The 13967-nt window shown below is 67.3% G+C and carries 11 protein-coding genes and 1 pseudogene; 7 read left to right on the top strand and 5 right to left on the bottom strand.

The window, feature by feature from the left end:
• Positions 1 to 90 precede the first annotated feature (90 nt).
• The 4 genes from kdpF to ABZ412_RS10980 are packed head-to-tail and all read left to right on the top strand — an operon-like array spanning position 91 to position 4927.
• The gene (gene kdpF / locus ABZ412_RS10995; protein WP_357279956.1) at positions 91 to 177 is read left to right on the top strand and encodes a K(+)-transporting ATPase subunit F; all 87 of its coding nucleotides are present in this window, start codon (positions 91 to 93) and stop codon (positions 175 to 177) included.
• The gene (gene kdpA / locus ABZ412_RS10990) at positions 178 to 1854 is read left to right on the top strand and encodes a potassium-transporting ATPase subunit KdpA (protein WP_357279064.1); all 1677 of its coding nucleotides are present in this window, start codon (positions 178 to 180) and stop codon (positions 1852 to 1854) included.
• Entirely contained in the window at positions 1851 to 4001 is a 2151-nt protein-coding gene (kdpB, locus tag ABZ412_RS10985; protein ID WP_357279062.1) for a potassium-transporting ATPase subunit KdpB, read from the top strand. Before kdpA ends, kdpB begins: the two co-directional genes overlap by 4 nt.
• A complete protein-coding gene (locus ABZ412_RS10980; RefSeq protein WP_357279059.1) occupies positions 4001 to 4927 on the top strand; it encodes a potassium-transporting ATPase subunit C in 927 nt (308 codons plus the stop codon). The genes kdpB and ABZ412_RS10980 overlap by 1 nt, the downstream gene beginning before the upstream one ends.
• Before the next feature lie 66 nt (positions 4928 to 4993).
• Here ABZ412_RS10980 and ABZ412_RS10975 read toward each other — a convergent pair whose 3' ends face one another.
• Entirely contained in the window at positions 4994 to 6523 is a 1530-nt protein-coding gene (locus tag ABZ412_RS10975) for a substrate-binding domain-containing protein (protein ID WP_357279056.1), read from the bottom strand.
• Between the two features lie 142 nt (positions 6524 to 6665).
• Between ABZ412_RS10975 and ABZ412_RS10970 the strand changes: the two genes are divergently transcribed.
• The 3 genes and pseudogenes from ABZ412_RS10970 to ABZ412_RS10960 all read left to right on the top strand — a co-directional run bounded on the left by ABZ412_RS10970 (position 6666) and on the right by ABZ412_RS10960 (position 10411).
• On the top strand, positions 6666 to 7001 hold the full coding sequence (locus tag ABZ412_RS10970) for a hypothetical protein (protein ID WP_357279055.1): 336 nt from the start codon (positions 6666 to 6668) through the stop codon (positions 6999 to 7001).
• Positions 6998 to 8350 carry a DUF2254 domain-containing protein gene (locus tag ABZ412_RS10965; RefSeq protein ID WP_357279053.1) on the top strand — a complete coding sequence of 451 codons (1353 nt, stop codon included), beginning with the start codon at positions 6998 to 7000 and terminating at the stop codon, positions 8348 to 8350. Before ABZ412_RS10970 ends, ABZ412_RS10965 begins: the two co-directional genes overlap by 4 nt.
• Positions 8351 to 8540: 190 nt before the next feature.
• Positions 8541 to 10411, top strand: a pseudogene (locus ABZ412_RS10960) (potassium transporter Kup).
• Between the two features lie 4 nt (positions 10412 to 10415).
• Here ABZ412_RS10960 and ABZ412_RS10955 read toward each other — a convergent pair.
• From ABZ412_RS10955 to ABZ412_RS10940, 4 genes are all read right to left on the bottom strand, one after another.
• Positions 10416 to 10622 carry a hypothetical protein gene (locus tag ABZ412_RS10955; protein WP_357279051.1) on the bottom strand — a complete coding sequence of 69 codons (207 nt, stop codon included), beginning with the start codon at positions 10620 to 10622 and terminating at the stop codon, positions 10416 to 10418.
• Between the two features lie 144 nt (positions 10623 to 10766).
• Positions 10767 to 11237, bottom strand: coding sequence for a YbaB/EbfC family nucleoid-associated protein (locus ABZ412_RS10950; protein WP_357279049.1), 471 nt, complete (start codon positions 11235 to 11237; stop codon positions 10767 to 10769).
• A gap of 138 nt (positions 11238 to 11375) precedes the next feature.
• Positions 11376 to 11585, bottom strand: a complete 210-nt coding sequence (locus tag ABZ412_RS10945) for a hypothetical protein (protein WP_357279047.1) — start codon at positions 11583 to 11585, stop codon at positions 11376 to 11378.
• Between the two features lie 5 nt (positions 11586 to 11590).
• Complete coding sequence (locus tag ABZ412_RS10940; RefSeq protein WP_357279045.1) at positions 11591 to 13519, bottom strand: hypothetical protein; 1929 nt, start codon at positions 13517 to 13519, stop codon at positions 11591 to 11593.
• Positions 13520 to 13967: the final 448 nt, after the last annotated feature.

Here is a 13967-nt window from a genome sequence, read left to right as displayed (position 1 = left end):
GGTTCGAGAGATGTCCGTCGTGGTGTTCACGGTGCTGACTGTGGCGATTTTCGCCCTGTTCGGCTTGATCCAACGCGGGGTGGAACGGCTGTGACTCAGAACATTGTCGGTCTGGTCCTGGCCATCGGTATCGCCATCTATCTGGTGGCGGCGCTGCTGTATCCGGAGAGGTTCTAAGTGAGCACGACGACAGCGGGGATCCTGTTCGCGGTATCCCTGATCATCGCGCTGGCCGCGGTGCATGTGCCGCTGGGCGACTACATGTACCGGGTCTACAGCAGCGAGAAGCACAACAAGGCTGAGCGGGGCATCTATCGGCTGATCGGCGTGCAGCCGGGCGTGGAGATGACCTGGGCCGTCTACGCGCGCAGCGTGCTGGCTTTCTCGGCCATCAGTGTGCTGTTCCTGTTCTTCCTACAGCTGATCCAGGGCAAACTGCCGTTGCACCTGAGCGATCCGGGCACCGAGATGACCGCGGATCTTGCGTGGAACACCGCCATCAGCTTCGTCACCAACACCAACTGGCAGAACTACGCCGGTGAATCGACGATGGGCCATGTGGTTCAGGCCGTGGGCCTGAGCGTGCAGAACTTCGTCTCCGCCGCCGTCGGCATGGCCGTGGCGGTCGCGCTGGTGCGCGGGTTCGCCCGTCGCCACAGCGGCGAGCTCGGCAACTTCTGGGTGGATCTTGTGAGGGGAACCATCCGGATCCTGTTGCCGATGGCCGTCGTTTTCGCGATCGTGCTGGTCGCGGGTGGCGTCATCCAGAACCTGCACGTCTATGACCAGGTCGCGCAGACCGTGGGCAACACCGGTTCGCAGAATCTGCCGGGCGGTCTGGTCGCGAGTCAGGAGGTCATCAAGGAGCTGGGCACCAACGGTGGCGGCTTCTTCAACGCGAACTCAGCGCACCCGTTCGAGAATCCGACCGCATGGACCAACTGGATCGAGATCTTCCTGCTGCTGGTGATCAGCTTCTCGCTGCCGCGCACCCTCGGGCGCATGGTCGGCTCGCCGAAGCAGGGCGTGGCGATCGCCGCCGTCATGGCGACCCTCGCGATTCTCAGCGTGACGCTGATGAACCTCTTCCAGCTGCAGCACCACGGCACCGTTCCCAGTGCCATCGGCGCGTCGATGGAAGGCGTGGAATCCCGCTTCGGCGTCTCGAATTCGGCGACCTTCGCCGCCGCGACGACGCTCACCTCCACCGGTGCGGTGGACTCGGCGCACGACTCGTACACCAGCCTCGGCGGCATGATGACCATGTTCAACATGCAGCTCGGTGAGGTCGCGCCCGGCGGTACCGGGTCGGGTCTGTACGGGATGCTGATCCTCGCGGTCATCACCGTGTTCGTGGCGGGCCTGATGGTCGGCCGCACGCCGGAGTACCTGGGCAAGAAGATCACTCCGAAGGAGATCAAGCTCGCCGCCGCCTACTTCCTGGTGACGCCGCTGATCGTGCTGACCGGAACCGCTGTCGCGATGGCCCTGCCGGGGGAACGCGCGAGCATGGCGAACTCGGGTCCGCACGGGCTGTCGGAAGTGTTGTACGCCTTCACTTCCGCGGCCAACAACAATGGTTCGGCCTTCGCCGGTCTGTCCGGCAATACCGTGTGGTGGAACACCGCGCTGGGCCTGGCCATGGTGTTCGGCCGCTTCATCCCCATGATCTTCGTGCTGGCGCTGGCCGGCTCGCTGGCGGCGCAGGGTCACACCCCGGCCTCCGAGGGCACGCTGCCGACGCATCGGCCGCAGTTCGTCGGCATGGTCGCGGGCGTCACCCTCATTCTGGTCGCGCTCACCTTCCTGCCGATGCTGGCGCTCGGCCCGCTCGCTGAAGGAATCCACTCATGAGCACTCCCACCATCGATTCCGTGCCCGTGCAGACGGCGCACAGCAACCCGAAACGCGGTGTGTCAGCGGGATTGTTCGACCCGAAGATGCTGATCAAGTCGCTGCCGGACGCGTTGAAGAAGCTGGATCCGCGCATCATGTGGCGCAATCCGGTGATGTTGATCGTCGAGATCGGCGCGGTCTGGACCACCGTCCTGGCCATCGCGAACCCGACGTTCTTCGCCTGGGCGATCGTCGTCTGGCTGTGGCTGACGGTGATTTTCGCCAACCTGGCCGAGGCGGTGGCCGAGGGCCGCGGCAAGGCGCAGGCCGACACGCTGCGAAAGGCCAAGACCGATACGGTCGCTCGTCGTCTGGCGAACTGGTCGCCGGGAGCGCGCGTCGTCGAGGAGCGGGTAGCCGCTCCGGAGCTGCAGCGCGGCGACTACGTGGTCGTCGAGGCGGGCCAGGTCATCCCCGGTGACGGTGACGTCGTGGAAGGCATTGCCTCCGTGGACGAGTCGGCCATCACCGGTGAATCCGCTCCCGTCATCCGCGAATCCGGCGGTGACCGGTCGGCGGTGACCGGCGGCACCACGGTGCTGTCGGACCGTATCGTCGTCCAGATCACCCAGGAGCCGGGCGGCTCGTTCATCGACAAGATGATCGCGCTCGTCGAGGGCGCGTCGCGGCAGAAGACGCCGAACGAGATCGCGCTCAACATCCTGCTGGCCGCGTTGACGATCATCTTCGTGTTCGCGGTGGCGACGCTGCAGCCGCCCGCCATCTTCTCCAAGGCCAACAACCCTGGCGTGCTGGACAATCTGGCGCTGGACGGCAATGGCGTCACCGGCATCGTGCTGGTCTCGCTGCTCGTCTGCCTGATTCCGACGACCATCGGCGCGCTGCTGTCGGCCATCGGCATCGCGGGCATGGACCGCCTGGTGCAGCGCAATGTGCTGGCCATGTCCGGTCGTGCCGTGGAGGCCGCGGGCGATGTGAACACCTTGCTGCTGGACAAGACCGGCACCATCACCCTGGGCAACCGCCAGGCCTCGGATTTCGTGCCGATGCCGGGCGTGACCGCCGACGAATTGGCCGACGCCGCACAGCTTTCCAGCCTCGCGGACGAGACCCCCGAGGGCCGCTCGATCGTCGTGTACGCCAAGGTGGCGTACAACAAGCGCGAGCGCACCCCCGGTGAGCTCACCGGCGCGACCTGGGTGGAGTTCACCGCCCAGACCCGCATGTCGGGTGTGGACCTGTCCGACGGACACCGATTGCGCAAGGGCGCGGCCAGCGCGGTCACCGAATGGGTGCGCGCCCACGGCGGCGAGATCCCGAGCCAGGTCGGCGAGACCGTCGACGGCATCTCGGCCTCCGGCGGCACCCCGCTGGTGGTCGCGGAGATCAAGCGGGACACCGCCAAGCTGCTCGGCGTCATCCATCTCAAGGATGTGGTGAAGCAGGGTATGCGGGAGCGCTTCGACGAGATGCGCCGCATGGGCATCCGCACGGTCATGATCACCGGCGACAATCCGTTGACCGCCAAGGCCATCGCCGACGAGGCGGGCGTGGACGACTTCCTCGCGGAGGCCACTCCGGAGGACAAGCTCGCGCTCATCAAGAAGGAGCAGGCCGGCGGCCGCATGGTCGCCATGACCGGTGACGGCACCAATGACGCGCCCGCGCTCGCGCAGGCCGACGTGGGTGTCGCCATGAACACCGGAACGTCCGCCGCGAAAGAGGCGGGCAATATGGTGGACCTGGATTCCGACCCGACCAAGCTGATCGAGATCGTCGAGATCGGCAAGCAGTTGCTGATCACGCGGGGCGCGTTGACCACGTTCTCGATCGCCAACGACATCGCCAAGTACTTCGCGATCATTCCCGCGTTGTTCGTGTCGATCTTCCCGGGTCTGGATCTGCTGAACGTGATGCGGCTGCATTCGCCGCAGTCGGCGATCCTGTCCGCGGTCATCTTCAACGCCGTGGTCATCGTGGCGCTGATCCCGCTGTCGCTGCGCGGCGTGAACTACCGGCCGTCCAGCGCGTCGAAACTGTTGAGCCGCAACCTCTACATCTACGGACTCGGTGGCATCATCGCGCCGTTCATCGGGATCAAGCTCATCGACCTTGTCATTCAATTCTTCCCGGGGATGTCCTAATGCGTATGTCAGCCTGGATCAGGCAGCACATCGCGGCGCTGCGAGCGCTGCTGGTGCTCACCGTGATCACCGGAATCATCTATCCCGCCGTCGTTCTCGGTGTCTCGCAGCTGCCGGGCCTGAAGGACAAGGCGAACGGCTCGCTGCTCGAGCGGGACGGCAAGGTCGTCGGGTCCAGCCTGATCGGCCAGGCCTTCACCGACGCCAAGGGCAACGCGCTGGTGCAGTACTTCCAGACGCGGCCGTCCAATGCGGCGTGGTCCGAGGAGAGCACCGACGGCTACAACGCGCTGAACTCCGCTTTCGGCAATATGGGCCCGGAGTCCACCGTGGACACCCTGGACGCGGAGGATCCGAGCAAGGACAAGCTCAGCCTGCTGAGCACGGTCTGCGCGCGCAGCGCGGCGGTCGGCACACTGGAGGGCGTGGACGGCAGCCGTCCGTACTGCACCTCCGGCGGCCTCGGCGCGGTGCTGGCGGTCATGGGCGAGCGTGACGCGCACGGCCTGGTCACCCACCCGACCCGGGTGATCAGCGTCAACGAGGCGTGCTCGGCCGATCCGAAGCACGAGACCACCCCGTTCCAGGAGGCGTACGAGGGCGTGAAGGTGGAGTGCGCCAAGCGCGGCGAGGACTACTCCGCCGGGCAGATCGTCCCGATCCGCGGTGACGCGTCCTCCGACACCCCGGTGCCGACCGACGCGGTGACCGCCTCGGCCTCCGGCCTGGATCCGCAGATCTCCCCGGAGTACGCGGCCATCCAGGTGGCGAGGGTCGCGAAGGCGCGCAACGTGTCCGCCGACCAGATCAAGGCCGTCGTGGATGCCCACAAGAGCGGCCGGACCCTGGGCTTCCTGGGGGAGCCCACGGTCAATGTCGTCGAGCTGAACTACGACTTGGACAGCAAGTACCCGTTCAAGGGCTGATCAGCCGATACCTGGGGTCCGGTCGCCTCGCTCACAAAGGCGACCGGGCCCCTCGGTCTTTCACCGCTACGGCGAACAGGTGGTCGGGTTCGGCAGTTCGCCGCACGGGGTATTGCCCCGCGACCGCAGCACGTCCTTGCCGGTCCCACCGGTGAGGAAACGCAGGAACGCCGCGGCCGGTGAGTCAGCGGGGAGTTCACCGTTGCTGTAGGCGTATTCGACGCTCCAGAACGGATAGGCGTGGGCGAGCACCTGTTCCCGGGTGGGCGTGTGACCATCGATGGTCACCGGCTTGACGCCGGTGGCCTTCGCGGCGTCGGAGAATTCGCTGTAGCCGATGGAGCCCGGCAGGTCGGCTACCGTTCTCAGCATGTCATTGGTCACCGGGACCTCGCAGAACGCGGGGCCAGGAGGCTTGGTGGCGGCGATGGTGCGGCAGCTGGTAGCGGCCGGCGCGGGCGGCTGGTCGTCACCGACCACATGCTGGCGGAACGCCTCCCGGGAGCCGGAGCCGAGCATCCGATTCACCACGCGCACCGGCAGATCCGGGCCGCCGAGCAGCTGCCAGTTGTCGATCCGGCCCGCGTAGATATCGCGGATCTGCTGGGTGGTCAGGTCGTGAACTCCCACCGCGGGATTGACGATCATCGTGAACAGCGACAGCGCGAGCGGGCGGGGGAGCAGCGTCGGGTAGCCGACGCCCTTCGGGCCGTCGGTGATCGCGAGCAGCCCCGGCTCGTTCTTGCCCTGCTCGTCCACCCGGCTCAAACCCCGGTCACTGCTGTCGAATTCGAAGTCGAAGGCCAGCGCGGAACAGTTCTGCGTGTATGCCGCCGCGGCTTCGCGGATGGTGGGCTCGAAGGCCGTGGACCCGACCAGCGTGAGCTTGCCGGACACGCAATCCGCCGCGTCCTTCCTTCCCGAGTCATCCGGTCCGACGACGAATTGGACGACGATGACCGCGACCAGGAACCCGATGAGCGCCAGCAGTTTCGGTGAGGCGCCGATGCGGCTGCGGGTCTCCGACACTCGCCCGCCCTTGAGTTTGGCCCGCACCACCGGCGGCGGATAGTCCCCGGCCCCGGCCGTCCGTTGCAGGATGGCCAGGATCTTGTAGTGATCGCCTCGATCCATCGGCACCCTGGGCAGATCGATGATCCCGACCCGATGCTGCGCGTCCTCACGGCTCCCGATCCCCGTTCCCGGCTTCAGGCTGTCACCCATTGCGTCATCGGACAATTCGGTGACCGCCATACCGATGACCCGCCGGTGCGGGAAGTGGATATGCATCCCTACCCGATCACTGTCGGGCGAGGCGTAGTCGGTGCTGTCGACGTCGGTGAGCCCGCTGTTCTCGATCCGGACCAGCACCACCGAGAGGTCCTGCAGATCGGGTGCAGCCCCGTCACCCTCGGGCCGCAACTGCGGTAGCACGCCCGGAAAGACCGATTCGATCTCACCCGTGACCGGCGTGTCCATCTGCACCCGATACCCGAGCCGTTTCCGCCCCACCAGCACCAATTCCCAGACGAATGCCATGATCGGCACCGCTATACCGATGACCGCCAGCACGATCTCGAGGGGAAAACCGTTCACCGAAAACCCCGAATTCTGTTGTCTTTCAGCCCTGCGGCTCGAGATTAGAGCCGTAAGGAATCGGTTAAGAAGCCGGGGCATGGCCAACGGGTGCCGTCAAGGCCGGGTGCCCGGGACGGCCCGCGCGCTTAGCGTCGGTGCAATGGAGAACCTGGCGGACGAGCTGTCCGCTCTGCGTCAGCTGCTGAACCATCGCGGCGTGGTGGAGGTACTCGACCTGCTGGCCCGCGATCCGCGCACGGAATGGGAGCTGCGCTACGAACTGGGGCTGCGCCGGTCTGGGATATCGCGGGTGCTGCGCCTACTCGCCGCCTACGGGGTCGTCGAGGCCGATGTGGTCGGCAGCTGGGACGAGGCGCCCGATCGCGAGAACCTCATCCGATTGACCGGGAGCGGTTGGCGCACTGTCGAATTGTTGTCCAGCTTCGCGGTGTGGGAGGCCCTCTACGAGCTCCCGGATTCGGTGCGCGACCGTTGATCCGCGCTCCCTACCTGGAGTTCGACCGGCGCCGGGAAGGATTGCGGACGAACCTGTGGTTCGTCCCGACGCTCGAGGTGCTGGCGGCGGTTGGACTCTTCGCCGTCACCTATCGGCTCGACCGTGCGGTCTATCGGGGTGCGCTGACGATTCCAGAATGGGTCATCGGCGGCACTCCCGATGCCGCCCGGCAGATCCTCACCGCGATCGCGGCCGCCATCATCACCGTGGTCGGTGTGGTCTTCTCGATCACCATCGTCGCGCTGACGCTGGCCTCGACCCAGTTCGGTCCGCGCATGCTGCGCAACTTCATTCGTGATCGCGGCACTCAGATCACCCTCGGCACCTTCGTGGCCAGCTTCGTGTACGCGATCGCCGCGCTGGTGTCGGTCAGTGCGGATTTCGTCCCCCACATCGCGACGACTGTCGCGATCGCCTCCCTGGTCGTAGACCTGGCGGTGCTGATCTACTTCATCAATCACATCGCCATGGCCATTCAGCTTCCGAATGTGATCGCGGGGATCGCCTCGGAGGTGTCGATCGCGGTGGACACCAACCGCCACGTCGCGTGGTCGGGACCGACGCGCGGACCCTCGCCGGACGAACTCCTGATCCGCTTGACCGAGTCGGGCGGACTGGTGCGCGTGGCGGGCAGCGGATACTTGCAGTACATCCGCCACGAGAAGCTGGTGCGTATGGCCGCCGCCGAGAACGCGGTCATCCATCTGCCTTTCCGGCCCGGCCATTTCCTCACCGCGGGACAGATCGTCGCGCATGTGTGGCCGGCGGAAGCGGCCGATCGGATCGCGGAGAACTTCGCACGAGGCCAGATCGCCGGGCCCACCAGAACCCTCACCCAGGACATCTCGTTCGGCATCGACCAAATCGTCGAAATCGCGCTCCGCGCATTGTCTCCTGCGGTGAACGACACCTTCACAGCGATGACCTGCATCGACTGGCTCGGCGACTGTCTGTCCAGAATTGTCGCCGGCTGGAACCCCGATCCGGTGCGGCGCGACCGCGACGGATATGTGCGGGTCATCGCCAACCAGGTGACCTACGAACGCCTGGTGCAGCGGGCCTTCGAAAAGATCCGGCAGGCGGGCCGCGGCATGCCCGCGGTCATGATCCGACAACTGGACGCCCTCACCGAGATCGCGGACCGCACCGCCGATCCGCAGCGGCTGCGGGTGCTGATCGACCAGGCCGAGATGATCGAAGCTTCGGCCCGGGAATCGATCACCGACGAACCGGACCGAGCCGACGTGCTCCGCCGCTATCGGACGCTACTGTCACGCATCGATCCGGATCCGACTGGCGCCACGACGCATCCGGAGTCCACGGAATAGGAATCGGTTCCGCGTCGTCGTGGGTGCGCCCCGCCACCGTGCAGACGATCGGCCGGTATTGTCCGGACCGATACGCAGGCACTCGGCCGAAGCCGCGTGGAGGAGGTACGACGTGGTGGTTTCCCCGGGCCCGGTGGAGGACAGCGCGTCGGCCTCTGCTTCCGGTGGGCACAGCGGATCACGCGTCGCGCTGACGATCGGGGCGCTCGGAGTCGTGTTCGGCGATATCGGCACCAGCCCGATCTACACCCTCCAGACGGTGTTCAATCCCGATGACCCGCACCCGGTTCCGGTCAGCCGCGACAATATCTTCGGTATCGTGTCGCTGGTGTTCTGGTCGGTCATGATCATCGTGACCGTCACCTACGTGCTGCTGGCCATGCGCGCCGACAATGACGGCGAGGGCGGCATCATGGCGCTCATCACCCTGCTGCGCCGCTGGACCATGCCCGGCGGCCGGCGCACCGCCATGATGCTGACGGCGCTCGGACTCTTCGGCGCGTCACTGTTCCTGGGCGACAGCATGATCACGCCCGCATGTCGGTGCTGTCGGCGGTCGAGGGCATGAAGACCGTCTCCTCCGGGATGGACGACTTCATCGTGCCGATCACCGCGGTGATCATCCTGGTGCTGTTCCTGGTGCAGCGGCGCGGCACGGCCGCGGTCGGGCGGGTGTTCGGGCCGATCATGATCGCCTGGTTCCTGGTGATCGGCGTGTGCGGCGTCTCGGGCATCACCAAGCATCCGGAGATCCTGAAGGCGCTGTCCCCGACCTATGCGCTCGGATTCCTGTTCGGGCACTTCGGTATCGCGTTCTTCGCGCTGGCCGCGGTCGTGCTGGCGGTCACCGGCGCCGAGGCGCTCTACGCGGATATGGGTCATTTCGGGCGTAGTGCGATCACGCGCGCCTGGCTGTTCCTCGTCTTCCCCGCCTGCGTCCTGAGTTACATGGGACAGGGCGCACTCATCCTCGACGATCCCGCCAACCTGAGCGCGCCCTTCTTCCTGCTCGCGCCCGGCTGGGGGCGACTGCCCCTGGTGCTGCTGGCCACCGCGGCCACCGTCATCGCCTCCCAGGCGGTCATCACCGGGGCGTTCTCGGTGGCCGCGCAGGCCGCGCAGCTCGGTTACCTGCCCCGGCTGCGGGTCGCGCACACCTCCGAATCCACCTTCGGGCAGATCTACGTGCCGTGGATCAACTGGCTGCTGCTGGTGTCGGTGCTGACCCTGGTGTTTGCTTTCCGCACGTCCGCGGCGCTGGCCTACGCCTTCGGCACCGCCGTCACCGGCACCATCACCATCACCACAATGCTGTTCTTCTATGTGGCGCGGGCGAAATGGGGGACACCGCTGTGGCTGATCGCGCTCGGCGCGATCCCGCTGCTCACCGTCGATCTGCTGTTCTTCGCCGCGAACCTGACCAAGCTGGTGCACGGCGCGTGGCTGCCGCTGCTGATCGCCGTCATCGCGTTCACCATCATGACCACCTGGCAGCGCGGCCGCGAGCTCGTCACCGCGGAGCGGGAACGGCGGGAAGGGTCGCTGCGCGAGTTCGTGGATCGGCTGCGCACCGGCGGGGCCGAGGTGCTCACCGTCCCCGGCACCGCGGTCTTCCTCAACCGCGGCAAGGAGACGGCCCCGCTGGCCCTGCGCGCCAATGTCGAGCACAACCACGTGCGCCATCGGCAGGTGGTCATCATGACCATCCGCACCGAACCCGTCCCGCGAATCCCGGCGTCGCAACGGATCTCACTGGACCACCTCGGCTACGCCGACGACGGCATCGTGCACGTGACCGCTACCTACGGGTACATGGACGCACCCGACGTCCCCGCCGCGATCGGCCTGCTGGACCCGTCCGACACCGAGGGCGCGCTCGACCTGGACCAGGCGTCCTACTTCCTGTCCAAGATCGAGCTGCGGCGCGGTGACGCACCCACCATGGCGTTGTGGCGCAAACGCCTGTTCATCGCCACGTCCCACATCACCGCCGACGCCGCCGAGTACTTCGCGCTGCCCCGCGACCGCACGGTCACCATGGGCTCGCACATCGAGGTGTAGCGGTTCAGGCCGCGGGTCGCCCGGCCGAATGCCGGTGCCGCCGTTCTCGTTCGATCAGATCGATCAACTCGTCGACGGCGGCCAGCGAGGAGAACTCGTTGCGGGCGACGAGACCGGGATATCGGTCGGACAGGGCGATGAAAGTGGCGTCCGAAGACGACCAGAACACCTGGAAGGACGACAGGCAGACATCCGTGTCGATGATGCCCATGATGGGGGCCTCTCCTGCTGGTTCTTGACTCGAACCTCGATTCAACCGCCGCGAACTTTCCTACCCGGCGGCTCTTACACATCCATAACCGCCGCGCATTCCGGATTTTCGATTCCTTGACGTTGTCGTGCCGCCGGGCGGCGGCTACCAACCCGATTCGCGGAACATGGCGCCCGGATCGCGGTCGCGGGTGTCCTCGGCGCTCGGCTGCCGTGAATCCTGGTGTGGTGGTAGTTCCCCACTCAGGGGCGGCAGCATGGGGCGGATGTCGGGTGCGCCCTCGACAAGGTCGCTCAGCGAGGGCATGCCGGTGCGTCGCTGCTGCAGCGGGGCCATGAGTTCCCGGACTTGACGGGCGGCATCCGCTGCTGCGGCCTCGGACGCCCGCACGATCGCGTCCGCGATTTCCGGATAGCTCAGATCCGCTATCCCCGAACCGAATCGGACCTCGGCGACGACGCCGTTCGCATCGGTCGTCACGGTCACCCGTTTGCGCACGGTTGCCCTGCCGGTGATCTCCGCCCGTGCCCGCTGAATCCGCGCGACTTCCCGCATCTGCCCGCGCATTTCGTCGAGCAGCTGCACCATCTCGGCTTTGACGTGTTCGTTCGACATCCACTCTCTCTTCACTCGATCCGGCGTGCTCATCACGCCGAACCACCGAACAGACGCGCCCGCCGCATCGGATCGGCCACCACATCGCGTACGAAACATCCGATATCGCCGGCCGACAAGGCATTCCGATACGTCAGGTCACACCACAACTGAGGGCCCCGATACACGGCCAGCCGGGCCCATCCGCCGTCCACCGGGCACCACTCGACCCACACCCCGGGGGTCGTCCAGATACACGACCGCGCCGTCCAGTCGCAGCGCCAATCCGGCCTGGTCGCGGTAGAACACGGCGGTCACCGCGTCCAGGTGGCCGAAAACCCCACCCAGACCCGCCGACTCGGACGGCATGCCACTCACCGGCCGCAATTCGCCGGTCCGTGGATCCAGCTCCGCGAACGACCCGAACCCGGCCAGCGACCGCACCAGCAACCGGCCACCGCCCGCGTCAGCACCGGCGCCACCGTGCGCCGCGGCCCGCGGCCACAATGCGGAACTCCGTCCTGCCGCGCGTGATCCGCCTGCCGCGAATGGCATTCCACCTGGAATCGACCCGCCCATAACCGGGCCACCCTGACCAGGCCCACCCTGAACCGGGGCCCGGCTCCCGGACTCCGCGCACCATCGTCGTCGCGCGCGGCGAAATCGGCCGACATGGCATGCACGCCGACCCCGCCCTCGCGGATCGCGAGATCACCCGCACCCGAACCGTCTTCGCCGCTTCCACTGGACCTGGTCGGAACAGACGCCGAAGGATCGGGCGTGGGTGACGGCCGAGTCGGCTCAGGCGTCGGCTCGGGTGTGGGCGGTCCAGGTGTGGGTGTGGGCGGTTTCGGCGGTTCTGGAGTTGGTGTTGGTGTGGGTGGTTCAGGTGTCGGAGTTGGTGTTGGTGTGGGCAGTTCGGGTGTTGGCGTTGGGGTAGGTGGTTCCGGGGCAGGGGCAGGGGCAGGGGGCGTCGGGTCCGGTGTAGGCGTCGGATCGGGTGTAGGCGGCTGGGGCGCGGGGGTCGGCTCCGGTTCCGGCTGGGGCTGAGGTTCGGGCTGGGGCTGAGGTTCGGGCTGGGGCTGAGGTTCGGGCTGGGGCTGGGGCTGAGGTTCCGGCTCGGGCTGAGGCTGGGGTTCGGGCGTGGGCTCGGGCTCCCACACGGAATCGGGGGGAGGGTTCGCCGCGTCGAACTTGGGGATCGGTGGCAGGGTGAAATACCTTGGTGTGTAGGGAATCTTCGACGTCGTGTCGGGGAACTCCTCCTTCGGCGCGGGCGCCTCCGGCGACTGCTCACCGCGGCTGGTCTCCGGCTGCTCGGGTGACTCCGTGTTCGCGCGATCATCCGAACCCGCGCCGGCCTCGGCCTCCGGTTCGCCCTCCTCCGGGCGCGGGGTCTCCGGTTCCTGTGTGCCCGAGGGCTTCTGCGTGCCTTCCGGTTGCTCCGTGTTCGTCTGCTGGCCTGTCTTGGACGGTTGCTCCGGACTCGTCGGCTGCTCGGCGGTCTTCGGCTCCTGGCGTTCGCCGTTCCCGGCATGCGCCAGGTCGTCCCGCAAGTCCCGCCGCACACCGAGGAATTCGTCGATCTGCTTCTGCAACTCCATCCGCTGCACCCGGAATTCGCCGGGCCGCAGCCCCGCTCCTTCGAGTGCCGCCGTCCGGTCCGCGAACTCATCGGCTTTCCGCGCGAACGCCTCCTCCGCGGCCTGCCGCAGCTGTTCGGGACTCATTCCGTCCGGATCAACCCCGAGCCGCCGCAACTTCTCCCGCGCCGAGTCGAGCCCGTCCCCGCCCTCGGTCCGGCGCCCTTCGGGCTTCGATTCCGCTTCAGCCTTGGGTTCCTCGCCGGGCGTGGCCCGGCCCTCGACCTGCGGCTCGGCCACCGATTCGGATCCGGCTTTCGGCTCGGCGGGCTCGGGCTTCGGTCCGGCGGGCTCGGTCTTCGGCGTGGAGGGTGAGTGCGAGCCAGTCTGTGCGGCCGGTGGGTGCGCGGGAGCCGCCGCGGCGGCGGGCGTTGGTGGTGTCGTGCCCGCGCGGTGCTGCTCGAACAGCGAACGCATTTCGCCACGCAGCGCCATGGTTTCGGAGATCCGCTGCTGAATGGCATCGCGGCGGGCGAAATACTCGGCCGGGCCCAGACCCTGGTTGGCGAGATCGTCGGAGGCGGAGGTGAGTTCGCTCAGGCGGCGCATGATGGCGTCGGCGGAGGCCCGCTCCAATTCACGCGGGCTCATCCCGTCCGGGTCGACGCCGAGCGGGCGCAGCGAATCGCGCACCTGGGTGAGGGGGTCCGGTGCGTGCACTGGAGCCGGTGAGCCGTGCCTGCCCGAGCTACCCGCCCCCGCCTCAGCGACACCCTCTTGCTTCGGCTGTGCCGCAGGCGATTCCGGCTGCACGGTGCGGGACTCAGGGTGCGCCGTCCGGGACTCGGGTTGCGTTGTCCGGGACTCTGGTCGGGCGGTGTGGGACTCGGGTTGCGCGGCGTATGGCTCGGGTTGTGCAGCACGGGGTTCCGGTTGTGCGGCAGCGGGCGCGGCCTCCTGCCTCCCGCCGCTGACCTTCGAGTCGCCTGTGTGACCGGCGGGGCGGGATTCGGCCGCACCCGCGCGCGATTCGCCCTCGGGCCGACGGCTCTCGCGCGTCCCAGCCCGATGACTGAGCCTTTTTCATCCTCGTGCGGATTGAATCTCGTGGTTTTGCAGGACGTGGATGGCCTTGGTCAGGGAGCCGGCCTTGTGCGGGCAGCAGCGT

The organism is Nocardia sp. NPDC005746 (assembly GCF_040630785.1).
Lineage (GTDB): Bacteria > Actinomycetota > Actinomycetes > Mycobacteriales > Mycobacteriaceae > Nocardia.
This window is presented reverse-complemented; position numbering and strand designations above follow the sequence as displayed.